The organism is Arthrobacter sp. 18067 (genome assembly GCF_902706295.1).
Classification (GTDB): domain Bacteria; phylum Actinomycetota; class Actinomycetes; order Actinomycetales; family Micrococcaceae; genus Arthrobacter.
The window spans coordinates 114,862-141,193 of sequence record NZ_CACSJJ010000014.1; the positions used below are offsets into that span (position 1 = coordinate 114,862).

The window sequence follows — 26,332 nt, forward strand, 5'->3', positions numbered from 1 at the left end:
TTCCGCAGGCAATTAATCCATTCGGTGTAGTATTGGGGATTGGCCTGCTCTATTAGTGTGGGCGACTCAACTCCTGACTCACCCCGAGGAGCTTCCGTGAGCCATCGTGAACAAGCAACGGAACAAACCGAACCGGCCTATCGGACCCCGCCAACTCCAGGCCGCGAGGCCGCCCGGGGTTGGCTGATTGGCCTCCTTGCCGGAGCTCTTGGTCTGGTCCCTTGGTGGATCACTGGGGCCAGACTGCCCTTGCAGAACCTATGGGCGACGCAGGTCTGGCCGGACCAGATGCCCCTCGCCTTGCTGCCCCTTAGCCAGTACGAACTGACAACCATCGTCGCGCTCCTCAGTGTGGGCGGCGCAGTGGCCGGGCTCTCCATTCGCATATGGTCACCCAACCGCCGTCGACTCGTCACCTGGTGCGCCGTCGGAGGGGTTTTCACTGTCCAGCTCATCGCCACCGTGCAATCGTTCTGGATACTCCACGAGGGTCTGGCACCCGGCAGCATGTCCGGCCTCTACTTCGGTGGGCTGTTGGCCGGCGTCATTGGCTCCATGGTTGCAGCGCTCGTCGCACTGGTGCTGATCGCTTCCAGGTCAACGGTCAAGGCCACCATCGGCTTCGGTCTCATGGCGGTTCCGCTCACGTCGTGGGCCGTGGAGTGGGTTGTGGGCATCATGGGGTACATCGACGTACCCACTGCTGTGCCGACCATCGCCCGGTGGGTGCCTGCGGTCCTGGTCGGTTGCGCTTTGGCTTGGTGTGGGCTCCGGCCCGTCCGCCGAGTGGCGGCATGGATTCTCAACCTTGCGTTCCTGTGGGTGATTCCGGCCCTGTTCATATCGGTGCAGTACGTCTTGGGAACCCGGGTGCTGGCCGGCGACGTCCAGGAAATGCTGCTGATGAGCCGGCAGATCCTCGCAGCTACCCTCGGTCCTGACGGAGGGGCTTTGCCCACCATACTGGTGGCGCTGGCTATCGGACTGGTTGGTGTCGGATCGCGTGCAATCACTGCGCGCAGGAGCTCCGAAGCAACGGGTTAGCGGGCTTGGCGGCTGCGGACCATTCGAACGTCCCTCACGTCGTCTTCAATCTTCTCCGCCCCGTCGGCGATGAATCCGTTCTTCCGATAGAACGATGGGGCGCGCGGATTAGGGTCCGCCACCCAGAGCGAAGCGGGCGCGGCAGGGTCGATGACGGCATTGAGCAGGGCTTCGCCCACCCCTGAACCGTGGAAAGCGGTATATGCGTAAAGGACGTACAACTGCTGGGGCTCTTCAGCGGAGTCAGGAATGGGGCCTGACATCGCGATGCCGATCACGGTTTCTTCATGCGAAGCGACGGCGACGCTGTTCTTTTCATAGCGAGAATCAGTCAGCGCTGCGGTCCAGAATTTCTCGCGCCATTCCAGGAGTGCTGGATCATCCAACACCGCATCGCTCATCAACCCCCGGTAGGTTTCGCGCCAAGTATCCACGTGAACTCTCGCCATGCTTGGCGCGTCTGCAGGCTCGGCACGACGCACCTCAAAGTTGATCGTCATTGCTCAACGGTACATGCGCAGTAGCTACTAATCGGGCAAGCCGGGGATCGCGGAAACCAGACGTTAAGTGCGCCGCAGGACGATTCTTCACCGGGCACCCGATTGGCCCCCAGCATCAGCAATACGGTCCGCTAACTGGGTTTTCTGGCATTGCCTTTGATGGTTGCTAGAAACGTTGCCATGCCGAGAATAAACGAAGTGGCTATGGCCGCAGGCCACGGAATATTTCCGTTCACCCATAGTGCAGCGAAAAGCGAAAACGCTGCCACCAACAACCCTGCTAGAACAGCAAATGTCTTGGTCCTGCCTTTGGTCCCCATGCGTCGATCCTACGCGGCCCCGGTAGGTCTCCCGCCGTCATGTGGACGCTCACTGATTCCCTTCTGACCCGCCGTCCTTCAAATTTCAACCGTTGTCCCGTGCAAAACCCCGGGGTAGGGTGACCGGACCGTCCACCCACATCACCGTCTGGACCAACTCTGGGAGACACCATGACACATGTGAGACGTCAACTGGCTGCTGTCACGGCAGCCTTGGCACTAACCGTGACAAGCGGCGCAATGGCCAGTCCGGCCTTCGCAGATTCACGCGAAACTGAGAAGAAAGCCACGGCCACAGGCTACGGCGGCGCTGTCAGCACCGTGGATCCGGAAGCTTCCGCAGCCGCAATCGAAGTATTGAAGAGGGGTGGCAATGCCGCCGACGCAGCCGTCGCCGCCGCCGCAACCTTGGGCGTTACCGAACCCTACAGCGCAGGCATCGGGGGCGGCGGATACTTCGTCTTCTACGACGCGAAGACCAAACAAGTCGGCACCATTGACGGCCGTGAAACCGCTCCGGCGGGCATGCCAACTGACGCATTCATTGACCCGGCCACCAAGAAGCCGTACAACTTCACGCCTGAACTCGTCACCAGCGGCGTGTCCGTCGGAGTCCCAGGCACACCTGCAACGTGGGAACGTGCACTGGAGCGCTGGGGCACTCTGGACCTCGGCGAAGCCCTGAAGCCGGCCATCAAGGTGGCCAACCGCGGCTTCGTGGTGGACGAGACCTTCCGTCAACAGACACTGGACAATAAGCTTCGCTTCGGTGCGTTTACCTCCACGAAGGATCTGTTTCTTCCCGGTGGTGACGCTCCCGCCGTCGGAAGCGTCTTCAAGAACCACGACCTCGCGGCGACGTACCGGCTGCTCGCAAAGGAAGGCACCGACGCCTTCTACGGCGGCCGGCTCGCGGAAGAGATCGCCAAGACCGTCCAGGCCCCGCCGAAAACTGCGGCAACCAAACTTCCCGTCCCGGTCGGCTTCATGACCACGCAGGACTTGGCCAAATACAAAGCGCTGGACCAGGACGCCACCAAGGTGGAATACCGCGGTTACGACGTCTACGGAATGGCGCCTTCCAGCAGCGGCGGCACCACGGTGGGTGAGTCCCTGAACATCCTGGAAAACTACGAACTCAAGGACATGAAGCCAGTCGACGCCCTGCATCACTACTTCGAGGCCAGTTCCCTCGCCTTCGCGGACCGCGGCGCCTACGTTGGCGATCCTGCTTTCGTGAATGTCCCCACTAAAACCCTGCTGAGCGACGTCTTTGCCAAGGAACGCTCCTGCGAAATCGATCCGACGGCGGCAGCTGAGAAGCCGGTCGACCCCGGCAACGTACAAGCGTACGACGGCGCGTGCCCGGCTGCCGTGGCGCCACTCGCCAATGAGACGGATACAGAAAACATCTCCACGACGAACCTGACGGTCGCCGACAAGTGGGGCAACGTGGTGGAGTACACGCTGACGATCGAGCAGACCGGCGGTTCGGGGATTGTTGTTCCTGGTCGTGGCTTCCTGCTGAATAACGAGTTGACTGACTTCAGCACCGTTTACAACGAGACAGACCCCAACCGGATCCAGCCTGGTAAGCGGCCGCGTTCCTCTATGTCGCCGACCATCATTTTGAAGGACGGCAATCCTTTCCTGGCCCTCGGCTCCCCCGGTGGTTCGACCATTATCACTACCGTGCTGCAGACAATCCTTAACCGCGTCGATTTGGGTATGACAGTCTCCGAAGCGCTCGCTGCGCCAAGGGCTGCACCCCGAAATGGTGAAACTGTCAGCTCCGAGCCGGCCTTCATCGATAAGTACGGTCCTGCCCTGACGTCATTGGGGCACAAGCTGGTTCCGGCAGGTGACGCCTTCACCTCGGCTGCAGAGATTGGGGCGGCAACGGCCATCGAATTCGGCAGGGACGGCAAGATGACCGCGGCCGCCGAACCGGTTCGTCGAGGCGGCGGTTCAGCGATGGTGGTGAAACCGGGCAAACCTGGCAAGTAGGCGTCTCAGTAACCAGGCAACAGCCCGCGAACAGTTGCTTGGAGCTTCTCCAGAGCCGCATCTTCTTGGTCACTGACGGCAAATTTCATCAGGCCACGACACGCGAGCCCGGCGTCCGTCAGTTCGCCACTGAGCAGGAAATCGAGCAGTTCGTCACTCGGAAGGAGACGCACGAAGCCCGCTTCGGAGGGGTCCCATGACGGGTCGCCTCCGAGGCGGGCTTCTGCTGCAATAACCAAATGTTTTCGCTTGGAAGAGTTGGCTGACCACCATTCGGATCCTGCGTAATAGACGGACGCCGAGTGGTAGCCGGTCTCTTCTGCCAACTCACGGTGAGCTGCATTTTCAGCGGTTTCACCATCGTTCACATAGCCGCCGGGAAGTTCCAGCAATGTCCTTCCTGGACCAACTCGAAACTGTTCAAAAAGAACCACGTCCGCGCCGCCCTCCGTGAAGGCGAGCATTGCGGCCGAGTCCGGACCGGCTATGACTTCCCATTCAGTGACCGAGCCATCCGCCTCCAAGTACGTGTCCCGGTTGACGGTGACAAAGCCTTTGTAGGCGCGCGTGCTCCAGAGTTTTCGCCACAGTTCGTCCGAACTGCTCAAGATGGGCGGTTGTTCTTGAGCTCCCGGCTGTATCTCCACACCATGACCAACGATGCAGCCGCGATGATGATTCCGGAAACGGTGGACCACCAGGTGTGAGCTGTATTTGAGATGAAAATGGACACTGCATAGGCGGCGAGCACCAGGGCCAAAAGGAGCCAAACCAACGGGCTGCTTTTCATGATGAATTCCTTAATTGGAGTTGATGATTTGTCACACCAGATCCCGCTTCAGGAACACCCCGAAGGCAACCGCTGTGACTATTACAAGCCACGTCGCGGCTTCGAAAAAAGTGATGCGGGCTGGTATGTGGATTGCCAGTTGGCCTGCCCACTCGGTGACCAAGACCGGAAAGACAAACCGTTTGGTCTCCCCCAGGGGCCCGGATATGAATTCCGGGAGAATCAAACTGAGAGGCACCGCGAAGAGACTCACCAGGTGGTTGCGAATGAGGGAACCGATGGCGAAGCCCCATAGCGATCCCATGCAGTCTGCCCCCGCAAATGCGAGTATTGCGGCAAGACTGGGCTGCCATCCGTCGTCGAGTAATATCCCGGAAATCCCAAACACCAAGCCTATGGTCGCTCCGCCCAGGAGGGCTGACACAGCGGTAGCGGCTGCCCGTGCAGTGAACGCTGGTCCTCGTTGGAAAAGCAGTACACGGCGGTTGAGGCACCCATCCCGGTAGTCCGACGTGAAGGAGAAAGAACCCACCAGCGCCCCAGCCGTGAGCACAAGGGAAAGTGCTGGTTCCAGGAGAAGCAGGTCAAGGCCCTGCGTCGGTGCCCCGGGGTCAAGGACCGCGGCGGCAATGAGGAGGCCCAGAATTCCCAACACCAGAAGTGCCCCCACGACTGACCCTTTCCATAGCCAAGGCCGCTGGAGGTCGGATATCAGGGCGGGCACGACGTTAGCCACCTACAGCTCCTTTAATTTGATGGCTAACCCGGCCCCGGCTCCCGCTGCGATCAGCCACCCAACGGACACAAAGAACGCCGGCATGGGTTCCAGCAATCCCTCGAACGGCAGGGAAGCGATACCCGCCAAGGCACCTGACGGCAGCCATCGGGCCACCTCGGAGTTGTTTGCAAGAAGAGGCAGCTCGAATGCGAGCGGGAGGAGCATGGTGAGTATCGTCGTCGCGTAGTAGTGACGGATGATCCAGCCCAGCGAACAACCCCAGAGGGCGCCCATCCCGGATGCCATCACAACGCCAGGCATGGCGCTCCATGCCTCGGGAGTCAGAAGGTCTGCCCGCACCTCGGGTGGCAGCGAGAATGCAACGCTCCCGCCCCAGATCGTTACTCCCATAAGCGCCGTGGCGAGGCCGACCACCAGCGCTGCCAGGTATTTGGACGCCACCATTTGTTGCAATCCGGAGATCACCACGCTGCGGCGAAGAGTCCCGTAGTAGGTCTCGCGTGTCACCAGATAGCTCCCGGCAAACGTAGCCACGGCAGCGATGCTTGTGGCGAGCGCCCAAAACGCCTGGATGTTGTCTGCCGCCGATAGGTCTTCAGCGTTGTCCGGCCAACCGAGGAAGTTGGCAACGAACCAGGGAACCAACGCACTGAACGCCAGGATGCCCACAATCGAGTACCCGCTGAAGTATCTGATGAGTTCTGAACGGAGCCCACCCACCAAGGCAGCAGTGGCATTCGCGTTCAACGGGCACCCGCCAGAATCTTGAAATACGCAGATTCCAGGCTCCCGCCACCAAGGGCCTTCGCCTCCTTGAGGGTTCCGCGGAACAGTGTCCTCTGCTTGAGAATGACAACTTCGTCCGCTACCTGTTCCAGCTCCATGAGCTGATGACTGGAAACCAAAGCACTCCCACCGGAAGCTGCGAAGTCCCTCAGGAATCGCCGAAGCCACTTGGCTCCCTCCGGGTCCAGCCCATTTGCGGGTTCATCGAGGACAAGCAACCGGGGGTCGCCGACCAGGGCAGACGCAATCCCCAACCGTTGCCGCATTCCCAATGAGTAGTCCCGGACCTTCTTGTTCCCTTCGTTCGCGAGATCCACCTGTTCAAGAACGCGGTCCACGTTCTCCGGGGCAGCCCCGGCGGCCAGTTGGCAGATCTGCAGGTGCCGGCGTCCGGTCAGTCCCGGCTCGACGTCCATGCCGTCCAGGTTCACGCCGGCTATGGTTGCCGGGCACCGCAGTGAGCGGTAGTCACTGCCGAAGACGGTGGCGCTTCCGGTCGTTGCAGCCAACAAGCCGGTCAGCCCCGCGAGCGCAGTACTTTTTCCTGCCCCGTTGGGACCGATCAGGCCCACCACACGCCCAGGGGGAACATCGAACGTCAACCCCTCGACGGCGAACCTCTTGCCTCTTTTCTTGCTGAATGATTTGAAGCTCGCGGGAATAGTCATGGGTGCCCTTTCGTGGAGCCAGTGGATTGGGCCAGCCACAGTGGTGAGTTCATCGCCGAATCCCACAACCACTCCCCCAGGCTCGTCTGCCGTTGACTGGTGACCTCAGCACGTCCGGCAGAGGAGAGGTTCGTCCCTGATTCCAGTTCGCCACCGTAGGCCAGAACCGGCAGGGTGTCGCCCGCCAGCGCAATCGGGGCGATGGTGTCCAGCGGTGCCATGGAATTCGACGGCGACCGGTCACCAATAGTGGCCTGCCCCAGGTTTTCGTGAATGATCATTCCCTGCGACTGCAAAGTGACTTGATCGCCGGGCAGCAAAGACTGGTGCGGGTCTTGGACGGGTGTCACGACCCGCAACTCACCGTTTGCATAGGTGTATCCAGCCACGGTCACCGGCCTTACGGGGACGATCCAGGTCAGGGCTGCCACGGCCCCTGCCCCAAGCAGCACTGCAAGGATCCGCCTCCAGAGAGGGCTTCCGTTCTTGGACGCCATCCGGAAGAACTGAATGACGCTCTTCAGTGCCAACAGGGCAAGGACGCACAGGACCGCAAAAACAATAAGGTGACCTGCATAGCCAAGCTGCAGAAAAATGGGAACGAGCCTTTGGTAGCCGATCAGCATGAAGACAATTCCCGAGACGAAGCTCGCGAGTCCGAACCACGGCAGGAAACCCTGGCGCTGCACGGGACGTTGTGAACCGAGAACGCGGGAGCCGACCACCTCCTCCAATGCCCGGAGCGACTTCCTGCGAAGATGCGGTATATCCACTGCGGACATCAAGGCGACGTAGCCATCCAACTTGATGAACGGGAACAGGTTAAGAACGGCCACGGCGTAGCAAATGAGACCGTAGAGGACCGCGGCATCCTTCACGGGTGACTCTGGAAGAAGCACCTGAACCGTCATGGCAACACTCCCCAAAGCGACGTGCACCAAAGGCCCGGCGAGCGCCACGAGTACCCGTTGCTTCCGGGAGCTCAGCCGCCACCCATCGGTCACGTCGCAGAAGAAGGCGGGCGACAGGTAGAACAGCATGATTCCGATGCGCCGCGGTGTGCCACCAAAGTAGGTGAGCGCCATCCCATGCCCCAATTCGTGCAGGAGTGTGGACGCGAACATCGCTACCACCACGTAGAGATAGGCCTCCAACGGAAGCGGGGTTGCGAGGACGCGGAACATGCTGGGCCCAGCGAAGAACGCACCCACCGCCCCACCGAGAAGGAGCAAAAGGGCGGCGACGGCTCCACCAGGCCGCATCATCGCTGCGACTGCCGGACGGACGGCTTGCAGCAATGCAGCCGGATTGAAGAGGGTGAATTGCGCTGTCAGCGGCGCCCTGAACTGGACCCGTCGAGTCCCGGCCGGCCGCGCGCCGCCGTCGAAAATTCCGGTGTGCGCCAACTGCCGCACAATCCCCGCCACATCGGCAGGGGTCCAGATTGGCCCCAGGAGTTCGGCGACTTGGGCTGGCTTCCTCTCGCCGTCCACCGCCCTAAGGACATCGGCGACGTCGGCAGAGACCCGCGCCTTCGGCACACCATTCACGGCGACTATCCACGGCCCACCTTCCTGCAACGGCTCGTCGATGGAGGCAGACGGCGCCAGCTGAACCGGCCACTCAACAGCCATCCGACCTTCTCCAGACTTCGGTCTTCGTGATGTGGTCATATCAGTGGATGCGGTATCGAAGAACAGCCCGGCATCACGAACAGCCCCTTGGTTTCGTCCATGGTCAAGGGAATTGCGCCAGGACAGATTGCCTTGCCAGCCACCCAGCCAAGCTCTTGAATCGCCACCGGAAGCCTGTGCGTGAGGCTCACCCAATGGGAGCCGATATCGCGTTTGGCCAAGTATTTCGCCAGGGCATGGGCATCCGGTGCCGGTTGGAGGCTGGGGAAAGTTGAGGGCTCGAAGGATCGAACCCACTGGCGCAACTCAGCGATTGCCGGTGGAGTGGTCCAGAAGTCCGCGCGCGATTCATCGTCGGTCACCGCCAAATCCGTAACCGCCATATCCGTCCCCATTGAGTCCGGACGGGCAGTCTGCTTTCGCGAGAGGAAAAGCTCGCGGATTTGCAGTCCCTCCTGGAGCGTTCCCCGCAAGGCAGCCACGGGGTCTGCGGCAGCTTTGAGTCCGACCGCGCCAAAGCGAGCGGACCCGGATTCCTCCACAATGGCGCACACGGCAGTCAGCAGCGGACTGCCCGGGGTCGGAATGAAGGCAAGCGTGGGCTGTACACCGGCCGCCCGCGCCGTGAGGAGGAGCAGGCTGAGGGCCCGGGATTCAGGCTGCTGACGCACTGCTACGGGCATGCTCTCCGCGTCGAAACTGTGCAGTGGAATCCGTTGTCGCCAAGCAGCGAGGAAAGCATCCCGTTCCATTACCTCGGCGATGGCAGAGGCCTGGGCGAAGCTCTCGGAGGGTCCGGAAGCCGCACCGTTGGGTGAGGGATCGAAGAACGCATCCCATGGGTTCCACTCCCCGCATCCGGGGTCGTAGTCCACCAAGGGTGCTGGCACCTGTGTGTGCGTCCCGGTCACCAGATCAGTAGCACGGTACCAAGGGAAGTCATGGGCGAGGGCTGACGGGCGGCCCAGTCCCGCGGTGACAAAGTCGATCCGCTGCTGGTCACTGCCAGCTTCGGCAAGCAAGTGTGGCGAATCCGCCGGCACTGGAGCCAATGCGAAGCGTTCAACAGCTTCTCCCGCACCCCTTGTCAGGGACGACCGTCTTGACAAGTCGAAGGCTCCCACAGCGGTCGAGAGCCGTGCACCGGGTTGCGCGCCACTGGCCAACAACCCCATTGTTCGCCACAGCCCAACCTCGTTCGGCGCGTAGAGGGATGATTCCGTCACCAGCCCCAGGGAAGGATCGAGCGTCTGCACAGGATCGATGCTCATTTGCTGCACACCCACAGCTCCACGTCATTCAAACCGTGGCTTGGCGACGTTATCCGGACCGGCCGGCGTTCAAGGATGGTGAGGCCTTCGGCGATGATCTCTTCCTCGATGAGGCTGTTGCTCACAAAAGCGATGTCGCTGGCATATGCGAAGGATCGGTAGGTCCCTTCGACGTTGAAGCTGACGTGGATCATAGTCACGTGCCGTGCTCCGTTGACGGCGTCCCGGCTTTCCGAGCTGATCAGGAACGAGTCGTCCCCCAGCGCAGAAACGGTAGTGCCGCCGTCGCTGTTCTCTGACGCATGGTGGCTGTCAGCGTTCAGGACCGTCAGCAGGAAGCGTCCGTCCGGCGTTAAGCAGTCACGAACCCTGCGGAACAGTTGGCGCCTGCCTGCTGGATCAAGAAGCGTAATGGAACTGGCACCGAGAACCGCGCAACCGTACCCGCCGTCGACCTCAAAGTGGGACATGTCCGACTCGACCAATTCAACGTGGACGTCGCGGGGATTGAAGGCCCGCGTGTTTGCTTTCTCTTTCAGCATCGTGAGCATTTCAGGTGAAGAATCGACGGCGGTCAGCGGACGCCCAAGGGCAAGGAGCGGACGCGTGATCCGGCCGGATCCGGCGGCAAGTTCCAGGATGGGCCCCGAGGTCTTGCGCGCTGCCGCGAGGATTTCGGGAAGTTCGGTGAGGTCGTTGGCGGTGATCCGGTCATAGAGGCGGGAGCCGGAGGTACTGTACAGATCCTCAGGCGGATCGACATGTCCCAGGACCCGCAGGATGGCGTCAGCGGTCTTGTCTGGTGCGGTGTTCATCAGCTCGTGTTCTCCCGGAGTTTGGATGGAGGACGGGGTTACACGCGGGTGGTGGCGGAACATGGCACCACCCGCGTGCACTGGCTTAGGTGGCGGCGAGGCCGACGACGACGCCGGCGATGATGATGACGTCACCAACGCGGATGTACCACGGTGTATCGTCCGGGGTGTCGAGGTTCTCCAGCTCTTCGATGGTCAGCTGAAGGTTCGAGGTTGCGATCATTGGCTCCTCCTTTCTTGCGTCTCTGGATGTGGGGCTGAGCTCCGGGCTTAGGTGATGCTGACGGCGATCAGGCCGATCGCAACTCCTTGGGACACACCGATGAACCAGTTGTTGAAGTCCGGGGTATCCATCGACTCGATCTCCTGGATGGAGATGTTGAGCTGATTTTTCATGCGCTTTCACCTCCCTTCGGTGCTTGCTATGGCGTGACGAGCGGGACGATCAAGTGATGGCTACGGCGATACCTACCAACGCAAGTCCTGCCGTGATGCCCTTGATTCGTTCGTCCCAGTCGTCCGGAACGTCCATGGCTTCCAGCTCCTGGATGTTGAGGTCCAGGGCCTTGAGTGCTGTGATGCTGTTCATGTGCTCACCTCCTCTCCCTTGCACCTCGTAATTGGCCCGTTGGGCATGGCAAGGTTGTTTGTCCTGCCGTGGCTGCGTTGAGGACGTACTGAATCTGCATCGCGTCGATGCCCCGCAGCATCGGAAGCCCTCCGCCCCAGTTCCGAAGGGTGGCGTCCGTGGTCCGCACCACCGATTCCTCGCTGAGCGTTTGCAGCCCGGCGATGCCCCACCGCCACATCAGCTCGTTGATGCCATGGGCCGGGTTGGGGTCAAGAGACGCGTCCACTGCAGTCACAGCGGTCCACAGTTGTAGGAGTCGTTTGGAATCTCCCCACTCCGCTGCGCCCTTCCCGACTTCCTCCCAAATGGGGCCAATCACCGACGCCGTTGCCGTCATTTTGCGCGTTCCGGTCACGTAGGCAAGCTCGTTTGCGAGGTACCAGTGCTTCGCTCCGTAGGGGTTGCGACCCATCAGGGCCCACCCTGTATGTGTTTCCATACTGAGGCGCGCGGCCGTCAGCCGTAGTTCGGGAGAGTCTTTTCGGGAGACCTGTTGGCCAACCCGCACCATCCGTTGGATCAGTGCGTGTCCGTCGTCGTCGAAGATGCTGTGATGGCTGCCAATCATGGTGCCGGCAACCCTCAGGAACGCCTCCAGCAGCCCCTCGAAAACCAAGTGCCTGGGCAGGGTGGCGAGGTGTCCGGCGTCGAGCATCGCTGCATCGCCGGTCAGGTGCCGCGAGACGATCAGGCGGCGTCCGACGGCGGTGTCCAGGCACGCTACTGCGCTGACTTCAGCGCCGGTTCCCACAGTGGACGGCATCAGAATCGTCTTCGGACGTTCCTTGAGGTTCGCCACCGGGGGCAACACCATGAGGCCGGAGCGTTTGGCATGGCGCTCTGCGAAGACGGCGAGATTTGGGTCCGCCGTGAAGAGTGCGGCCAGTTTCACTGCATCCAGGATCGAACCGCCGCCGAGTCCCGCGACCGTCTGCAGGCCGTTTTCCCGGATGAAGCTGCCCACTTTCCGCAGGGTTTCGACAGTGACCGGCCCGGACCTCAACTCCAGAACCGGCGTTCCTTTGAGGTCGCCTGCCAACATCCTGTCCCGGTGTGCTGTCAGGGCGTCGTCCACCACCAGTCCAGCGCGCCCGCGGGTGAGCCCGCCGATATACCTGGGTGCCGTTCCCACGTCGAGAATGATGCAGCGAGTCCTCCAGATGTGGTCGGCGATCATGAGAAAACCCCGTCGCGTTCGGCGGTGGCGAGGCCAATTCGGATCGCCGCGTGGAGTTCCACGAAGTTCTCCTCGGTGTAAGTGAGCGCGGGGAGGAGTTGTATCCGGCCGGGCCCTGGTTGAACGATCGCCCCGGCTTCATGGATATGCCTGACGACTGCCAGGACCCCATTTGCGGTGAGTGGCATGCCGTTTCTGGTTCTGAGCTGGACGCCCCGCATGCAGCCCCGACCTGCTGAATTACCGATTCCTGGAGCACCTTGGAGCTCTTCCACGAGGTTGTCGAGGCCGGCGGCCACCTGTTTGTTCAGCCTGTTGTGGTCCAGCCTCTTCATCTCGTCGATGGTGCCGAGGATGGCTGCGCAGGTTGCCGGAGTTCCAGCTTGGGTTTCTCCGTGAACAAAGATGGACTCGTGTTTATCGAAGGCTTCCGTCACCCGCTGCGCGATCAGAAGGGCGGCACACGCGCTGGTGCCATTGGTCAGGCCTTTGGAGGTGACGATAACGTCCGGAGCTTCAGTCCACGCGTCCGACGCAAACCAGCCGGCCACACGGCCGAAGCCGGTGGCAACCTCGTCGGCGATCATCAGGAAGCGCTGGTCTGCGCGGTGTCGTTGGACACTGGCGATGAAGTCCTCCGGGACTGCGTCCGCGCCCGAACCCAGCACCGGCTCGATGATCACCGCTGCAACCCGATGCCCCTCCCGTTGCATGAGTTGGGCTAGTTCCAGCCCTTGGTCATCGAAGGCAACGTGGCGGATATTTCGTCGATCCACGCCATAGACGGCTTGGCCCAGATCGTCGCCGCTGAGTGCCTGACTACCGTAAGTGAGTCCGTGGTAGCTGCCCCTCAATCCGACGACGAGTTTCCGCTCCGGGTTCCCGTTGAGGGCAAAGAAGTGCCTGGCAAGCTTCATGACCGCGTCGTTGGCGGCACCTCCCGACGTCGAGAAGACCACTCGCTGGAAGTCATGCGCCGGCAGCGTGAGAAGGGCACTTGCTGCTTCGATGGCCCTGCGATGGGACGAGCGGAACAGCGGGAGGTAGGAGGCCGTTTCCAGTTCGTGGGCGATGGCTTCTGCTATGTGTTGGTTTCCGTAGCCGAGGTTGGCGTTCCAGAGTCCGCTTTTCGCGCAGATTCTCCGCTTGCCGTCCGCAAAGGTCACGTGCACCCCGTGGGCGCTTACGGCTGTGTAGCTATCGACGTCGAAGTCATGCTGGGTGACGAGCGGTACCCAAAGTGGAAGCTGAGTCCTGGGGGTTGGAAGGACAGGCACTACGGTCATCAGCGTGCTCCGAGGATGTCGATGCCGAGCTGCTCAAAATGTGTCACGACCGCTCTCACGGCTCCCTCGGCTGCGCCGGCCGAAACCTTGATGGCGGGGGCCACTACCCTGGCGACGACTTTGATGTCTTTCAGGTTGGAGACGGCTTCGATGATCGCCGCAGCGTCCGGCCCCACTTTGAACAGACGTCCCGTGCTGGTGTCCAGCACGGTATGTTCACTGCCCTTTGTCAGGATGAAGGGAACGTTTGGTGACGGCGGTCCGTCATGGAGGGCTGATCCATAGAGGCTGACACCGAAGCCAACGATCTTCGTGGTGCCGCGTTCATCCCTCGGAATGAACTTGCACGCTTCCAATGCCGCCAAATACCTCGGTATCCATGGTTTGGCTGCCAAGGAGTCCTGAATATCCCACGGATAGTAGACCCCTGCTACGGCAGATTCGGGCCGCAACGCGATGGCCCTGACACGCAGGTCGGCCAGGGAGTCGCCCACTCTGCCGATCTTCGTTCCATAAGGGCCGCTCATCACGGACCCGTCCCACCTGATGTGGAGTCTCGCCAACAGCAGGTTGTCGCGCCGGGTACCACTCAGCAGCGCGCGCTCAGCCAGCACCGCATTGACCTCAGTAAGCTGCCTGACGAAATGGCCTGATCGGAGTGCTTCGTCGGCATCGTCAAAGAAGGCCTGCCAGTCATCTGCTGTGGCGATTCTGACGACCGTTACGCCCACCAGATTTACGAACGGGATGGCTACGTAGTCCTGGATCTCCAGGGCGAGTGTGCCGTCCACAAGGAGTTCTTCTCCTGCAACGTCATAGGTTCCTGACACCGGAACGATGTCCGGGTCTCCGTGGTCACCGTTGAGGACCAGGATGGCGGAATCCTCGCCAGCCAAGGACTTTGCGTAGTCAGTGTGCTCGGGATTCTCGACGAAGACGACATGGCCCGGGACCCGTCCCGGGATGCCCGTGACCCACTGATCCACAGCGGCGGCAATGCTCTGTTGCTGACTCAGCTTCAATGACCCAACCCCCATTAGTTGTGCTCCTCCTCAGGAGCGGCACCGGAGATATGTTCCGGCGTCGCGTTCTGGGAAGGACACTATGGGCGTGCTGGGAAGCCACAGGGTGGAAAGGAGGAACTAGGTGCTGAATGGACCGAAATTAGGGGTCAATTCATGGCACCTAGGTGGTACATGGAGGTTCCCTAGGTGGTGCTTCGGGCGCTTCCAAGAGCATGACTTAGGGCTCAGCTTTGGACGGGTTGTGCTGGGGCACTCGACGAATGAGGACGTCGGTTGATCCTGGGCGAGGAGGGACCGCCTAAGTCACCCCCGGCGAAGCCTAGTCCGGAGGGCTAAAGCCCAAAGCCCCGGCCATCCAGTCAACTGACTGAGCGGCCGGGGCCTCTGAACCCAGGTACCTACAGACCAGGTACCTACAGAACCGTGGTCCGCGACAGCGACAGGTCCTTCGTCTCCCGGAAGAACAGGACCACAACAACCGCGGATACCAGCGCCATGCCCATCAGGTAGAAGGCCGGGGCCAACGGTGAACCAAAGCCTGCAACCAGACCGGTGGCCACGAACGGAGCGGTTCCACCGAACAGCACGTAGGCCAGGGTGTACCCAATCGCAGAGCCGGACGCCCGGACCGAGGACGGGAACATCTCCACCAGAGCCGGTACGTTGGACGTTCCGATCACAGCTACCAAAGCACCCAGAACGCTCGTTCCCAGGATCGCGAATCCGAGACCCAGCGGCATGATGGAGAACGCCGGAATGGTCATGACCACGAAGCCAACACAGGCCACCAACAGCATCCGTTTACGGCCGTACCGGTCACTGGCACGAGCTGCCAACGGGCAAACCGCCGTGTACACCAGCATCGTGATCACACTCGTGATCATGGATTCGGCTGAGGAATAGCCAAGGCTCGAGGTCATGTAGGCGATCATGTAACTGCTCATCAGGTAGTACGCAATGGCGTTGGTGATGCTGTAGCCGAAGAGAGTGAAGATCTGGCGCGAACACATCCGGATCGCATCGCCCAAAGGCCGCTTTGCCACTTCGCCGGTCTTCTCCAGACCGCGGAACACCGGAGTGTCATCAACCCTCGAACGGATATACAGGCCAATGAGTCCCAGTGGTGCCGCGAGCAGGAACGGAATCCGCCAGCCCCAAGCCTGCAAGTCAGCAGGGCTCAACGTAGAAGTGATCGCCACACCCAGCAGCGCACCTGCCACCGAAGCCAGCCCGACAGTGGCCGGGATAATGCTGGCGTACGTTGCCCGCTTACCTTCCGGTGCGTATTCAACGATGAACGCCGAAGATCCCGTGTACTCACCGCCGGTGGTGAAGCCCTGCACGGCGCGGAACACGAACAACAGAATCGGAGCCCACACGCCGATCACCGCAAACGTCGGCAGGATACCGATGCAGAACGTCGCCGCGCTCATAATCAGCACGCACAGGCCGAGCATCTTGTTGCGCCCAATCCGGTCACCGTACCGTCCAAAGAAAGCTGCCCCGAGCGGCCTGGCGATGAAGCCGCCGGCGAAGATCGCCCACACGGCCAGAAGTGACGCCGTCGTCGAATAATCGGGGAAGAAGAGCTTTGCGATGGTGACGGACATGACCGCATAAGCCGCGGAGTCGAACCATTCGACGAAGTTTCCGACGGCGGCTGCCGCGGCGACGCGCTTCAGGCTGCGCCGGGGGGAAGACTCAGTTTCTGCGACTTTCTCGGTCATCGTATTCATGATTGTTGTCCTTCGAGGCGGGGAGAGGCTACAACGTGTGGAAGTTCGCGGAGCTGGGCCCGCTGGACTTTGCCGGTGGCCGACTTCGGCAACGCGGAGACGTATTCAATGAATCGCGGGTACGCGAAGCGGGAAAAGTTCTCCTTCACGTGCGCCACGATGGCTTCGCTCAGGTCCGCTCCCCCAGCGTGACCGGGCATCAGTTCGATCCAGGCCTTGATGGACTGGCCGCGGAGCTCGTCGGGTACGCCGGTGACGGACACGTCCCGCACAGGATCGAGCTCGCGAATGACTGCCTCCAGCTCATAGGGTCCAACGCGGTAGCCGGACGTTTTGATGACATCGTCGGTCCTCCCCAGGAACCAGAAATAGCCGTCTTCGTCCGCGTAGGCCTGGTCCTTGGTGTGGTACCAGCCGCCCCCGAATGCGGTGGCGGACGCCTCCGGCATGTTCCAGTATCCCAAGGGAAATTGGGGGTTGGATCGTGCGCGGAGGCAGACCTCGCCGGTCTCGCCCGCGGCTACTTCGTGTTCGCTCTCGTCCAACAACCGGACTTCCCATCCAGGAAGTGGACGTCCCATGGACCCCGGCTTCACTGGCACATCGGGGTAGTTGCCCAGCAGCGGGTAGGACTCGGTGGAACCGTAGTAGTCCAGCAGGGTCAGCCCGTACTGCGCTTCGAACCACGTGATCAGGTCCGGCGTCAGCGGCTCATTGGACGAACAAACCGTCCGCAGGGACAGCGGGAAGCGAGCACCGGCGTCGGGCACGTCTTCGCGCATCTTCCGCAGGAACGTCGGGTTGACGAGGGCGCTGGTGACGCGGTGGCGGCTCATGCTGTCCAGCAGGGCTGCGGGGTCGAAGCCGCCGCTGGGCCGGAAAACCAAGTGCGTTGCGCCGAGGCGGAGCGGGCCCATGAGCTTGGCCAGCGACCACGCCCAGTCCCCTGCACCGTAGAAGACGTCGCCGTCGCCGATCTGGTGGCAGTACTCGAACTCGTTGTGGCCGAGCAGGGTCCGGTGGGCGTGGACGATTCCCTTCGCCCGACCGGTAGTGCCCGAGGTGTAGAAGATGAGGGCGGGGTCGTCGGCCTTGGTTTCGACGTCCATGAACTCCGTGGGCGCCTCTTTGATGACCGGGCTGTCGATGTCGATGAAGGCGCCTTGGTAGTCCCCGAAGAGGTGCTTCGCAGACTCCTCAGCGATGATCACCGACGCGCCACTGTCCTCCAGCCGGAACCGGATCGGCTCCGCGGCCCAGAGCAGGGACATCGTGACCAGGATGGCGCCGGTCCGCAGCACACCGAGATACGCAGCCGGGGTGTCGGAGCGCTGGGGCAGCAGGACGGCGACGCGGTCGCCCTTCTTGATGCCGGCTTTTTGGAGGGTGGCGGCGATCTGACGGGAACGGTCCTGGATTTCGCCCCAGCTCACTTCGCGTTGGCCCTCGACGGCGGACTCCAGGATGAGTGCGCGCTTGTCCCTTGGGTGCCGGTCGGCAACGTCGACGGCCATGTTGTAGAGCTCCGGTACCTCCCAGCGGTGGCTGTTCCGCAGTTCGGTGTAGCGGTCTTGGGTTGCTGTGGTTGTCATGGTTTGCCTCCTACTGCTGGTGCTTCGCGGCTTAGCGGCGGCCGGCGAGGAATCGGGCCATTTCGCGCTGCGGCTCGCCGGTGCCGTAGGCCTCGCGGTGCACGCGCTTGGCCTCTGCCATGGCGTCGCTGAGGTCGTCGTCTTCCAGGCTGCGCAGGCGGTTCTTGGTCAAGCGGACGGCCCCCGGGGGAAGGAGGCTCAAGCGGGCGGCGAGGTCCTTGGCGTAAGCCAGCACGCCGCCGTCGTCCGCCAAGTAGTTAAGGAGGCCGAGACGCTGAGCCTCCGCAGCGTCCACCAGCTCGCCGGTGAGGACGAACTGGGAGGTCTTGGACTTGCCCAGGATGCTCCACATGGCCCAGATGCCGGTGATGCTGGGGATGCCGGAGAGGACTTCGGGCTGGCCCATCCGGACTTTGGAGTCGCCGACGCGGAGGTCCGCGAGCAGTGAGTACTGGAACCCGGAGCCGGCGGCGACGCCGTTGACGGCCGCGATGGTGATCTGGTCGAGGTTGCGGACGGCGCGGTAGAGGCGGTCGAAACCGTCGATCCAAGCTTCCGCGGACTCGTGATCCTCGGGGTTCATGGACGCAGTCTCGGCCAGGTCCTGCCCGGCGCAGAACGCGCGACCGCTGCCGGTGAGGATGACGGTGCGGACTTCGTCGTTGCCTTTGAGGCCTTCCAGGTAGTCGATGAGTTCGCTGCGCATGGCCTCGGTCCAGGCGTTGAGCTTGTCCGGGCGGTTGAGGGTGATGATGGCCGTGGGGCCGGTCTGTTCGAAGAGGACATCCTGGGACATTGGGGGTTTCCTTTGGTTCGGTGGGGCTTCTTGAGTCCCATCTGACCATCGGGGAATGTGACGCGTCTAACATCAATATCTACTCGGCTTGATACCAAACTGATATGGTGCGCCGATGGACCTTCACCATCTCAAGTACTTCGTGGTGCTCTCCGAGGAGCTTCATTTCGGCCGTGCTGCGCAGCGTTTGCACATGGCCCAGCCGCCGCTGTCGCAGCGGATCAAGGACTTGGAGAAAGAGCTCGGGGTGCTGCTTTTTCATCGGCGGCGCACAGGTGTGGAGCTGTCGGAAGCCGGGGCCTTGCTGCTGGAGCATGCGCGTGGGGTGCTGGATCACGTGGCCATGGCGCAGGAGTCGATGCGGCGGATCCGGCCTGGCGCGTCGGGCATCCTGCAGGTGGCGGTACCACCAGACACGAATCCTGTTGCCCTGTCCACGATGGCGTCTTCGTTTAGCTCACTTGCCCCTGATGTCCTGCTGAATTTGCACGAGCTCACCACCGTGGAGCAGGTTGAGCGACTGCGCGACGGCGAACTGGACGTTGCGGTGGTGCGTCACCCTTTAAGCAGCGTGGGTTTCGAGTCAGGGGCTTTGTATTCGCGGGCTCTTGGCGTGGTTCTGAATGCTTCGCATCCGTTGGCTTTATTAGATGCTGTGCCGCTGGGTGACCTGGCCGGGAATCCGTTGATCATCTTCCCGCGGCACATGGCCCCTACGTTGTACGACTCATTCCTGCACACGTGCCGGGATGCCGGGTACTTGCCTGCAGCGATTGTTCATGCGCGGAACCAGCACTTCACCCACGGGCTGATCATGGCCGGCCGCGGGGTGCACTTCAACGAGGAGCCGTGGACGCCGTTGCCCTCGGGGATTGTCTGGCGGCCGTTGGTTGGTGATCCGTTGGCGTGGCGAACATCGGCATTGTGGTTGAAGAGCCGTAGGTCAGCGGAGACGGACGCGTTTGTCGCGGCTGTGGGTGCGGGGTTGGAGGCGGGTGGGCATGGGTAACTATTCACCGGGGATATCCACACTTTGATCGTTGGACTTTTGGGGAGGGTCTCCCGGAAGTGGTGCCGTGTTATCCGGTCTTGAGTGACCGCGACCCGAGCTAACTACGGATGCCGGCCCCGACCCCCGCGAGCTTCCGCTCGAAGGCCGGGGCCACGTCCCACTACCACGCCCGGCAGGCGACCAGTTGTGGGATCACGTCATCGTTGGAAGCTTGTCCAGGTCAGCGGCATCACTGTTGGGATCGTGATCTGAAGAATAAGTGCTGGCCCGGCGACGCTTCGAGCGCCTGGATTCGCCCTGGGAGTAGAACCAGATGGGGATGTAAAGGGCCAAGACAATGAAGCCCAACCATGTTGAGGTCCACCCGATCTCCAGGCTGTTGAGGTACACCACACCAACCAAGCACAGCGGGAGGTTGAAGAGGCCGAAAAGCATGGCGACATGCTTCCAGCCCCTGGGTGCTTTGAAGGGCCGTTCGAGACTGGCAAGATTTGGGTGCTTTACGGCTTTGACATAGGCGAACAGGCTGATGCCGTTGGCGCAGGTATACCCGATAGCAGCCGCCGCAAGAATTGCCGCCATGGATCCCATCGAGATAAGGACCATGTTGAACGCTGCAGTGACGAGCAAGGCGATGAACGGGGTGCCGTGGCGGTTCGTCTTGCCGAAGACCTTGGGGAGATTGCCTTCCGCCGACATTGAATGCATGGCGCGGGAAGAACCGAGATAAGCCGTCTGGATGATCAGGACCATGGCAGCGATCAGCATGATGATAGTGATGACGGAGCCGGCATTGCCGAAGACAGCCTGGGCTACTGGAATCAAAGGTGAGATAGGTTCGGCCGCTACACCGTCAACGCCCAGGACTCCGATCACGGCAGTCTGGACCAGAACGTAAGAGAAGAAGCAGATAATGCCGCAGGCAAACAGTGCCTTGGGCACATCTTTGGCCGGATTCTTGTACTCGGGGCCGTAGATCGCGGCCGTTTCCCAGCCACAGGCACTCCACTGCGCGATGGCGAAGATGCCAAAGAGGATCAGAATGTGGTGCATATCCCAAGCCCAGTCGGCCGGCAGCCAATTACTGGTGATGTTCGCCAAGTCAACGTGTCCGGTGGCAAAAGGTGCCACAGACAGGATGACGAGTGGTAGCAAGGAAACCGCCGCCAGCACGTAACCCAAGATTGCGCCGTCCTTCAGGCCAAACCAGTTGACCACGAACAGGCCCGTGAATATCACCAGACCTGAAATCAACGAGAGCTGATATGAGGTGAACGTCGCCGCCAGCACCGGGAACAGCCCATGCAGGTAACCTCCAACCAAGATGGAGAAGATTGCCAGCACCGGGTTCCAGGCGAACCAGTAGCTCCAGGCGCTGAATCCGCCGATCAGCTTGCCCTTGTCGTACTTACCCTTGTAGTTTTCGGTCCGGAATATGTGCTGCGCATAACCGGGAAGCCCTGAAGCCTTGGGAAAAGTGGTCGCCATTTCGGCGTAAGCAGCGTTTTGCATGAAGCCTTGAATGACGGACAAACCCCAGACAACTATGGCTGCAGCAGATAAGTACATTGGAATGTATCCCAAAGAAGGAAGTATCAGCAGTGGCACCCCCAGCGAAATGGATAAACCCTGCTTCCAATCAATCGATCTTTTTAGATCGTTCGCAAGGGGCAAACTGTTTTCACTCATTAAATTCTCCTGTGAATAGCGATGAAACCCGGGACATCTCAGTCCAAAGACGGGATGGATTCCCGGGAATCAGCTACCGGGATTAGGCCCAAGAGGGCAGGAGTTCGCCTGGCGCAAAATTCTTGGAGGCGAGCTGAGGCACGGAGCGGCGAGGGCCGCGGCCTACTCAGAGTTCGAAATAGCGGAAGGAGTGCGAATCCACTCCATGAGGGTTGGGGCCGTAGACGGTGAGCATTCGCGCGTAGACGGGGGCCCAGTATCGGCCTAGTTGACCGCGGTTCACGCGCGCCGAGTCGCCTGGCTTCAGAATGACCGTCTTGCCTTCGCTTTCGACGTGCAGCTCGCCTTCCAGGACGAAGTTCGTTTCAGTGTGCGGATGGAAGTCTTCCCAGCCACAGGACGTCAACTCCCATTCAGACAAGATGAATTCATCCCAGCTCCCGACGGGATCAGCGTTGATGAACCTGCAGCGCAATCGCTGCCATTCAGCTTTCATGGGCTTCATGGCCGTCGCCGGCCAGAGGTCGATCTTTTCCACCGTTGCGGACGTCAGAGGCTGAGATGAAGCGGCAGTTGACATGGATATTTCACCCTTTCTAGGCCCGCCGTCTGCTGCGGGATGATTCGTCGAATCCAGACCGGATCGCGATGCGGTGACGTAGGTCACGGCGGTGCCAACTTTGACACGAACGACCGTTCAAGTCAATGGTTCATCACGAACTGTTTGTGGCATTACAGCCATGATCGGAAATCGAAAAAATAATCACATGAACGGTTGACTTGCACGCTTGTTCATGTCACCTTTTTGGTGTGAGCTCTCGTGACTGACATCACGGCACGGGAGCTGCGCCGGCCTTTCGTAATCATTCTGGAACCGAGGCAATGTCGGTCTGGCCGCAATTCCCTTGAGCCCTACAGGGCATCTCATTGATCTTCGGCTTTTCGCCATGCCGTAAATACCGTAATTCCACAATTCATTCCCACTAACAAGGAGAAATCATGGAAACCACCCTCGTAGGAACGCTCAGCACGGCCGGATCCATTCATAAAGTGGAGGGCGGTTATATCGGCCTGCCTTCGATGAACGAGCCGGGATCCGTCGCTGCCATCGGTGATTCCCTCCACAACCCTGCCGGCTCAGTCATGTGTGCGGGATTCTTTGAGCTCAAAGCATCGGAGCCCCTGGTGTACACGTACACCTACGACGAGATGAAGGTCGTGGTCAAGGGCGAATTCATCCTCACGGACCAGTCCACCGGAGAAACCACCCACGCGAAGGAACGCGACGTGCTGTTCTTCCCCAAGGGAACCACCGTCAAGTTCGAGACCCCTGAATATGCCTTGGGGTTCTTCGTCGGCGATCGCAATTTCGCAGCCTAGAGCAACTACAGGAGAACACCATGGCATTGAGAGTCGGAATCATAGGTGCCGGACCCAGCGGCCTGGCACAACTGCGCGCCTTTGAATCAGCACGTCAAAAAGGCGCCGCCATCCCCGAAATCATGTGTTTCGAGAAACGGGACGACTGGGGAGGACAATGGAACAACAGTTGGCGCATTGGTCTGGACGATCGCGGTGAGCCAGTGCATTCCAGCATGTATCGCCACCTGTGGTCCAATGGGCCCAAGGAGTGCCTGGAGTTCTCGGATTACTCCTTCGACGAGCACTTCGGCCGCCCGATTTCCTCCTTCCCGCCCCGTGAGGTGCTCTTCGACTACATCAAGGGACGCGTAGAAAAGTCCGACGTCCGCAAGTACGTCAGGTTCAATAGCGTTGCCCGTCACACGAGCTACAACGAGGCCACGCAGGAATTCACGCTGACGGTTGAAGATCTCAAGACGAACCTCACTGAGACCCACGTTTTCGACAAGTTGGTGGTTGCCACGGGTCACTTCTCCGTCCCCGCCGTCCCCGAATTCAAGGGAATCAAGACTTTCCCAGGCGAGGTTCTGCACGCCCACGATTTCCGGGGCGCCGAGCGATTCTACGGAAAGAAGCTGCTCATGATCGGCAGCAGCTATTCCGCCGAGGACATCGGCATGCAGGCCCACAAAATGGGCGCCGCGTCCATCACGCTCAGCTACCGTTCTGCGCCGATGGGCTACCACTGGCCAGAGACCACGGTGGAGCGTCCGCTCGTCACTCACTTCGACGGCCGCACCGCATATTTCAGCGATGGCACGCACGACGACTTTGACGCCGTCGTTCTTTGCACCGGATACCAACACAAGTATCCGTTCCTGCCCAGCGGGCTGTCGTTGAAGTCGCCGAACGTGCTGTATCCAGGTGGCCTGTACAAAGGAGTGGTCTGGCAGCAGAACACGAATCTGTTCTACCTGGGCGCCCAGGACCAGTACTACACGTTCAATATGTTCGATGCTCAGGCCTGGTTTGCCCGCGACGTCATGACCGGGAAGATCAACCTGCCGTCCTTCGCCGAGCGCGAGGCTGACATCCAGCAGTGGCTCCAGCGCCAGTCCGCACTCCCGGACCACGATGCAGAAGCGGATTTCCAGACGGACTACCTGCGGGAACTCATAGAGGCCACCGACTACCCGCCGTTCGACTTGGCTGCTGTCTGCCAGTTGTTCAAGGACTGGATGCACCACAAGCACGACGACATCCTGGGCTACCGCGATATGCTCCACCGCTCGGTGGTCACCGGCACAATGGCGACGAAACACCACACCCGGTGGCTGAACGCCATGGATGACTCGATGGACCGGTACCTGAACGGCCCCTCCCAGGAACTGGGCAACGTGTCACCTGACGATCTCAGCGAAACCGTAACCGCCATGTAGTCAAGCCACGTGGCTAATAGGAACGCAACAGACTCGCCCTTGCAGGCCGCCGCCTTGGCTACCAGGCGGCGGCCCGCCGCGTCCAAAGAACGTTCAGGTCAACCGTTCACAACAGAAGTGCAATCTTTGCGCTCTCCAAGCAATAGTCTTAAGACGGGTCCCAGCGGGGCCGAATCGTGAGACTGGGGAGTGAGCAATGCGGGTTTCCGCAAAAGATCGAAAAGAACAGCTGATAGCGGCAACTGTGGAACTCATGAGGCGTGAGGGTGTCCAGTCGGTGACCATGCGGGCTATCGCCAAAGAAGCCAATGCTCCTTTGGCTACGGCCAACTATTGCTTCAGCGGTAAGGACGAGCTCATGGAGGCAGCCGCCGAGGCATGGCTGAAGAATCTCAGCAGTTTTTCCGGTGAAGTCCCTGTCCACTTAGGCCTTCGCAAAGCAGTGGAACAAGTAGCCGAAGGGTACTGGCGGGCACTCGAAGAGGAGCCGGCCAGTCTCATTGCTGAGATCGAACTCATTTTGTGGGCAACTCGGAATGCTCCCGTCAGCCCGCTGGCCGCGAAAATCTATCCAGCCTACGAAGTGGAACTGGGGGACATTTTCTCCTCCGCAGCGGAAAGCAACGGCGACCAGTGCCTCATCGGCATTCCGGCGCTCGTACGGGCTTTCCTGATGATCTACGACGGAGCAACTCTTCAGTATTTGACGGACCCGACGGCGGCAGATCACCGCGCGCTGTTCTTCATGACTTTGGATGCACTACTGGTCAAAGCGGGAGTCTGAAGCACCCCACACTTCAACGGCAAAAGAGGCCAACTACTTCGCGCCCACGACCTCGAGATCTTCATCTCCGGTGGTGATGGCTGGAACCTCCGTCACCGTGCTCCTGTTCCGCGCCGACTCTTCGACGGCGGCCAGCACCCGCTGGATCTGGAGCCCATCGTCGAACGACGGCGACGGCTGGCTTCCGTCGCGAACGGCAAGCAGGAAGTCGCGGACCTGGTGCGTGAAGGTGTGTTCCCAGCCGATGACGTGACCCTGCGGCCACCATGCTGCAGCGTAGGGGTGCTCGGGCTCATTGACCAGGATGCGTCGGAAGCCCTGCTCCCGCACCGGAAGCGTAGCGTCCAGAAACCCGAGTTCATTCAGGTTCTCAAGATCAAAAGTCAGCGACCCCAAAGACCCGTAGATCTCTATCTTCAAAGAGTTCTTCTGACCGGTGGCCACCCGCGACGCCTCCACCGAGGCGCTGATGTTTCCGGTCATTCCCAAGGTGGCCCACGCGGCGTCGTCGACTGTCACCTTCTCCAGCCCAGCTGCACCGGGGCGCTCGGCAACAAAAGTCCGCAAGGTCCCCGTCACTTCAGTGACAGTTTGGCCCGTGAGGTGCTGGACCTGGTCGATGGCGTGGGAGGCGATGTCGCCCAGCGCTCCGGAGCCGGCGGTTTCCTTGCGCAACCGCCAGCTCATGGGAGCTTCAGCATCTGTGAGCCAGTCCTGCAGGTAAGCGGCACGGATGTGCCTCACAGTTCCGAGACGGCCTTCGGCAATCAGTTGCCGGGCCAATGCCAGAGCTGGCACTCGCCGGTAGTTGAATCCGATCATCGATTGCACGCCCCGGACCCGTGCCGAGGCAGCCGCGTCAGCCATCAGCTCAGCTTCTTCCAGAGTGTTGGCGAGCGGCTTCTCCACAAGCACATGCTTCCCGGCGGCCAGAGCTTCCAGAGCGATCTCCGCATGCATCCAGCCCGGCGCGCAGATATCAACAATGTCGATGTCATCCCGCAAGATCACGGAACGCCAGTCGGTAGCCGATTCGGCCCATCCATACTTGGCTGCAGCTTCGGCCACAGCGGAGACGTCCCGACCAACGAGCACTTTCTGCTCGAAGGCCGGAACGTCGAAGAAACTGGCCACATTCCGCCACGCGTTCGAGTGGGCCTTCCCCATGAAGGCGTAACCGATGGCGGCCACACCCAGCGGACGGCCACTAGGAAGAGGAGTGTTCATTG

28 protein-coding genes are annotated in these 26,332 nt (G+C 60.9%); 6 read left to right on the forward strand and 22 right to left on the reverse strand.

Annotation, left to right across the window (positions count from 1 at the left end):
- Positions 1-96: 96 nt before the first annotated feature.
- Positions 97-1,044 carry a hypothetical protein gene (locus GVL04_RS14900; protein ID WP_200846856.1) on the forward strand — a complete coding sequence of 316 codons (948 nt, stop codon included), beginning with the start codon at positions 97-99 and terminating at the stop codon, positions 1,042-1,044.
- On the opposite strand, the gene GVL04_RS14905 is transcribed toward GVL04_RS14900, so the two are convergent.
- On the reverse strand, positions 1,041-1,544 hold the full coding sequence (locus tag GVL04_RS14905; protein WP_200846857.1) for a GNAT family N-acetyltransferase: 504 nt from the start codon (positions 1,542-1,544) through the stop codon (positions 1,041-1,043). The genes GVL04_RS14900 and GVL04_RS14905 overlap by 4 nt on opposite strands.
- Positions 1,545-1,675: 131 nt before the next feature.
- Complete coding sequence (locus GVL04_RS14910; protein ID WP_159705938.1) at positions 1,676-1,864, reverse strand: hypothetical protein; 189 nt, start codon at positions 1,862-1,864, stop codon at positions 1,676-1,678.
- Between the two features lie 171 nt (positions 1,865-2,035).
- On the opposite strand from GVL04_RS14910, the gene ggt reads away from it, so the two are divergent.
- Complete coding sequence (ggt, locus tag GVL04_RS14915) at positions 2,036-3,871, forward strand: gamma-glutamyltransferase (protein WP_159705940.1); 1,836 nt, start codon at positions 2,036-2,038, stop codon at positions 3,869-3,871.
- A 5-nt stretch (positions 3,872-3,876) separates the two neighbouring features.
- Here the strand turns inward: ggt and GVL04_RS14920 are convergent, their stop codons facing one another.
- The 17 genes from GVL04_RS14920 to GVL04_RS14995 all read right to left on the reverse strand — a co-directional run bounded on the left by GVL04_RS14920 (position 3,877) and on the right by GVL04_RS14995 (position 18,817).
- On the reverse strand, positions 3,877-4,479 hold the full coding sequence (locus GVL04_RS14920) for an NUDIX hydrolase (RefSeq protein ID WP_159705942.1): 603 nt from the start codon (positions 4,477-4,479) through the stop codon (positions 3,877-3,879).
- Entirely contained in the window at positions 4,476-4,661 is a 186-nt protein-coding gene (locus GVL04_RS14925; protein ID WP_159705944.1) for a hypothetical protein, read from the reverse strand. Before GVL04_RS14925 ends, GVL04_RS14920 begins: the two co-directional genes overlap by 4 nt.
- A gap of 31 nt (positions 4,662-4,692) precedes the next feature.
- Positions 4,693-5,397 carry a hypothetical protein gene (locus GVL04_RS14930; protein ID WP_159705946.1) on the reverse strand — a complete coding sequence of 235 codons (705 nt, stop codon included), beginning with the start codon at positions 5,395-5,397 and terminating at the stop codon, positions 4,693-4,695.
- Positions 5,398-6,147, reverse strand: coding sequence for a hypothetical protein (locus GVL04_RS14935; protein ID WP_235036303.1), 750 nt, complete (start codon positions 6,145-6,147; stop codon positions 5,398-5,400). It lies immediately after the preceding gene.
- Positions 6,144-6,854 carry an ABC transporter ATP-binding protein gene (locus GVL04_RS14940; protein ID WP_159705948.1) on the reverse strand — a complete coding sequence of 237 codons (711 nt, stop codon included), beginning with the start codon at positions 6,852-6,854 and terminating at the stop codon, positions 6,144-6,146. The genes GVL04_RS14935 and GVL04_RS14940 overlap by 4 nt, the downstream gene beginning before the upstream one ends.
- On the reverse strand, positions 6,851-8,488 hold the full coding sequence (mpaP, locus tag GVL04_RS14945) for a daptide biosynthesis intramembrane metalloprotease (protein ID WP_159705950.1): 1,638 nt from the start codon (positions 8,486-8,488) through the stop codon (positions 6,851-6,853). The genes GVL04_RS14940 and mpaP overlap by 4 nt, the downstream gene beginning before the upstream one ends.
- Before the next feature lie 35 nt (positions 8,489-8,523).
- Positions 8,524-9,759 (reverse strand): YcaO-like family protein, encoded by a 1,236-nt coding sequence (locus GVL04_RS14950; protein WP_159705952.1) that lies wholly within the window; start codon positions 9,757-9,759, stop codon positions 8,524-8,526.
- A complete protein-coding gene (mpaM, locus tag GVL04_RS14955; RefSeq protein WP_159705954.1) occupies positions 9,756-10,574 on the reverse strand; it encodes a daptide-type RiPP biosynthesis methyltransferase in 819 nt (272 codons plus the stop codon). Before mpaM ends, GVL04_RS14950 begins: the two co-directional genes overlap by 4 nt.
- 85 nt (positions 10,575-10,659) lie before the next feature.
- On the reverse strand, positions 10,660-10,797 hold the full coding sequence (locus GVL04_RS14960; protein WP_159705956.1) for a daptide-type RiPP: 138 nt from the start codon (positions 10,795-10,797) through the stop codon (positions 10,660-10,662).
- A gap of 47 nt (positions 10,798-10,844) precedes the next feature.
- Complete coding sequence (locus GVL04_RS24840) at positions 10,845-10,970, reverse strand: daptide-type RiPP (RefSeq protein ID WP_268825384.1); 126 nt, start codon at positions 10,968-10,970, stop codon at positions 10,845-10,847.
- A gap of 49 nt (positions 10,971-11,019) precedes the next feature.
- The gene (locus tag GVL04_RS14965) at positions 11,020-11,163 is read right to left on the reverse strand and encodes a daptide-type RiPP (RefSeq protein ID WP_159705958.1); all 144 of its coding nucleotides are present in this window, start codon (positions 11,161-11,163) and stop codon (positions 11,020-11,022) included.
- 4 nt (positions 11,164-11,167) lie between these two features.
- The gene (gene mpaC / locus GVL04_RS14970; RefSeq protein WP_159705960.1) at positions 11,168-12,382 is read right to left on the reverse strand and encodes a daptide-type RiPP biosynthesis dehydogenase; all 1,215 of its coding nucleotides are present in this window, start codon (positions 12,380-12,382) and stop codon (positions 11,168-11,170) included.
- Positions 12,379-13,668: a daptide-type RiPP biosynthesis aminotransferase gene (gene mpaD, locus GVL04_RS14975; protein ID WP_159705962.1), complete on the reverse strand. Its 1,290-nt coding sequence runs from the start codon at positions 13,666-13,668 to the stop codon at positions 12,379-12,381. The genes mpaC and mpaD overlap by 4 nt, the downstream gene beginning before the upstream one ends.
- Positions 13,668-14,705, reverse strand: coding sequence for a daptide biosynthesis RiPP recognition protein (gene mpaB, locus GVL04_RS14980; protein ID WP_235036304.1), 1,038 nt, complete (start codon positions 14,703-14,705; stop codon positions 13,668-13,670). Before mpaB ends, mpaD begins: the two co-directional genes overlap by 1 nt.
- 401 nt (positions 14,706-15,106) lie before the next feature.
- Positions 15,107-16,429, reverse strand: coding sequence for an MFS transporter (locus GVL04_RS14985; RefSeq protein WP_159705964.1), 1,323 nt, complete (start codon positions 16,427-16,429; stop codon positions 15,107-15,109).
- Positions 16,426-18,021, reverse strand: a complete 1,596-nt coding sequence (locus GVL04_RS14990) for an acyl-CoA synthetase (protein WP_159705966.1) — start codon at positions 18,019-18,021, stop codon at positions 16,426-16,428. The genes GVL04_RS14985 and GVL04_RS14990 overlap by 4 nt, the downstream gene beginning before the upstream one ends.
- Before the next feature lie 31 nt (positions 18,022-18,052).
- A complete protein-coding gene (locus GVL04_RS14995; RefSeq protein WP_159705968.1) occupies positions 18,053-18,817 on the reverse strand; it encodes an enoyl-CoA hydratase/isomerase family protein in 765 nt (254 codons plus the stop codon).
- A 115-nt stretch (positions 18,818-18,932) separates the two neighbouring features.
- Between GVL04_RS14995 and GVL04_RS15000 the strand changes: the two genes are divergently transcribed.
- Positions 18,933-19,826 (forward strand): LysR substrate-binding domain-containing protein, encoded by an 894-nt coding sequence (locus tag GVL04_RS15000; RefSeq protein ID WP_159705970.1) that lies wholly within the window; start codon positions 18,933-18,935, stop codon positions 19,824-19,826.
- A 195-nt stretch (positions 19,827-20,021) separates the two neighbouring features.
- Here GVL04_RS15000 and GVL04_RS15005 read toward each other — a convergent pair whose 3' ends face one another.
- Positions 20,022-21,518: an APC family permease gene (locus GVL04_RS15005; protein ID WP_159705972.1), complete on the reverse strand. Its 1,497-nt coding sequence runs from the start codon at positions 21,516-21,518 to the stop codon at positions 20,022-20,024.
- 166 nt (positions 21,519-21,684) lie between these two features.
- Positions 21,685-22,098: a cupin domain-containing protein gene (locus GVL04_RS15010; protein ID WP_235036305.1), complete on the reverse strand. Its 414-nt coding sequence runs from the start codon at positions 22,096-22,098 to the stop codon at positions 21,685-21,687.
- 419 nt (positions 22,099-22,517) lie between these two features.
- Here GVL04_RS15010 and GVL04_RS15015 point away from each other — a divergent pair, with 419 nt between their 5' ends.
- From GVL04_RS15015 to GVL04_RS15025, 3 genes are all read left to right on the forward strand, one after another.
- Entirely contained in the window at positions 22,518-22,898 is a 381-nt protein-coding gene (locus GVL04_RS15015) for a cupin domain-containing protein (RefSeq protein ID WP_200846858.1), read from the forward strand.
- 20 nt (positions 22,899-22,918) lie between these two features.
- A complete protein-coding gene (locus GVL04_RS15020) occupies positions 22,919-24,319 on the forward strand; it encodes an NAD(P)-binding domain-containing protein (protein WP_159705974.1) in 1,401 nt (466 codons plus the stop codon).
- A gap of 196 nt (positions 24,320-24,515) precedes the next feature.
- A complete protein-coding gene (locus tag GVL04_RS15025; protein WP_159705976.1) occupies positions 24,516-25,103 on the forward strand; it encodes a TetR/AcrR family transcriptional regulator in 588 nt (195 codons plus the stop codon).
- Between the two features lie 33 nt (positions 25,104-25,136).
- On the opposite strand, the gene GVL04_RS15030 is transcribed toward GVL04_RS15025, so the two are convergent.
- Positions 25,137-26,330: a Gfo/Idh/MocA family protein gene (locus GVL04_RS15030; RefSeq protein ID WP_159705978.1), complete on the reverse strand. Its 1,194-nt coding sequence runs from the start codon at positions 26,328-26,330 to the stop codon at positions 25,137-25,139.
- Positions 26,331-26,332 lie beyond the last annotated feature (2 nt).

What these genes read in the sequence shown, in the direction of transcription:
- GVL04_RS14940 (WP_159705948.1), bottom strand. Translation starts at nt 6,854, where the DNA reads ATGACTATTCCCGCGAGCTTCAAATCATTCAGCAAGAAAAGAGGCAAG.
- GVL04_RS15030 (WP_159705978.1), bottom strand. Translation starts at nt 26,330, where the DNA reads ATGAACACTCCTCTTCCTAGTGGCCGTCCGCTGGGTGTGGCCGCCATC.
- GVL04_RS15005 (WP_159705972.1), bottom strand. Translation starts at nt 21,518, where the DNA reads ATGAGTGAAAACAGTTTGCCCCTTGCGAACGATCTAAAAAGATCGATT.
- mpaP (WP_159705950.1), bottom strand. Translation starts at nt 8,488, where the DNA reads ATGGCTGTTGAGTGGCCGGTTCAGCTGGCGCCGTCTGCCTCCATCGAC.
- GVL04_RS14950 (WP_159705952.1), bottom strand. Translation starts at nt 9,759, where the DNA reads ATGAGCATCGATCCTGTGCAGACGCTCGATCCTTCCCTGGGGCTGGTG.
- GVL04_RS14965 (WP_159705958.1), bottom strand. Translation starts at nt 11,163, where the DNA reads ATGAACAGCATCACAGCACTCAAGGCCCTGGACCTCAACATCCAGGAG.
- GVL04_RS24840 (WP_268825384.1), bottom strand. Translation starts at nt 10,970, where the DNA reads ATGAAAAATCAGCTCAACATCTCCATCCAGGAGATCGAGTCGATGGAT.
- mpaB (WP_235036304.1), bottom strand. Translation starts at nt 14,705, where the DNA reads ATGGGGGTTGGGTCATTGAAGCTGAGTCAGCAACAGAGCATTGCCGCC.
- GVL04_RS14910 (WP_159705938.1), bottom strand. Translation starts at nt 1,864, where the DNA reads ATGGGGACCAAAGGCAGGACCAAGACATTTGCTGTTCTAGCAGGGTTG.
- GVL04_RS15010 (WP_235036305.1), bottom strand. Translation starts at nt 22,098, where the DNA reads ATGTCAACTGCCGCTTCATCTCAGCCTCTGACGTCCGCAACGGTGGAA.
- GVL04_RS14985 (WP_159705964.1), bottom strand. Translation starts at nt 16,429, where the DNA reads ATGAATACGATGACCGAGAAAGTCGCAGAAACTGAGTCTTCCCCCCGG.
- GVL04_RS14990 (WP_159705966.1), bottom strand. Translation starts at nt 18,021, where the DNA reads ATGACAACCACAGCAACCCAAGACCGCTACACCGAACTGCGGAACAGC.
- GVL04_RS15025 (WP_159705976.1), top strand. Translation starts at nt 24,516, where the DNA reads ATGCGGGTTTCCGCAAAAGATCGAAAAGAACAGCTGATAGCGGCAACT.
- mpaM (WP_159705954.1), bottom strand. Translation starts at nt 10,574, where the DNA reads ATGAACACCGCACCAGACAAGACCGCTGACGCCATCCTGCGGGTCCTG.
- GVL04_RS14960 (WP_159705956.1), bottom strand. Translation starts at nt 10,797, where the DNA reads ATGATCGCAACCTCGAACCTTCAGCTGACCATCGAAGAGCTGGAGAAC.
- GVL04_RS15015 (WP_200846858.1), top strand. Translation starts at nt 22,518, where the DNA reads ATGGAAACCACCCTCGTAGGAACGCTCAGCACGGCCGGATCCATTCAT.
- mpaC (WP_159705960.1), bottom strand. Translation starts at nt 12,382, where the DNA reads ATGATCGCCGACCACATCTGGAGGACTCGCTGCATCATTCTCGACGTG.
- GVL04_RS14925 (WP_159705944.1), bottom strand. Translation starts at nt 4,661, where the DNA reads ATGAAAAGCAGCCCGTTGGTTTGGCTCCTTTTGGCCCTGGTGCTCGCC.
- GVL04_RS14995 (WP_159705968.1), bottom strand. Translation starts at nt 18,817, where the DNA reads ATGTCCCAGGATGTCCTCTTCGAACAGACCGGCCCCACGGCCATCATC.
- GVL04_RS15000 (WP_159705970.1), top strand. Translation starts at nt 18,933, where the DNA reads ATGGACCTTCACCATCTCAAGTACTTCGTGGTGCTCTCCGAGGAGCTT.
- ggt (WP_159705940.1), top strand. Translation starts at nt 2,036, where the DNA reads ATGACACATGTGAGACGTCAACTGGCTGCTGTCACGGCAGCCTTGGCA.
- GVL04_RS14905 (WP_200846857.1), bottom strand. Translation starts at nt 1,544, where the DNA reads ATGACGATCAACTTTGAGGTGCGTCGTGCCGAGCCTGCAGACGCGCCA.
- GVL04_RS15020 (WP_159705974.1), top strand. Translation starts at nt 22,919, where the DNA reads ATGGCATTGAGAGTCGGAATCATAGGTGCCGGACCCAGCGGCCTGGCA.
- mpaD (WP_159705962.1), bottom strand. Translation starts at nt 13,668, where the DNA reads ATGACCGTAGTGCCTGTCCTTCCAACCCCCAGGACTCAGCTTCCACTT.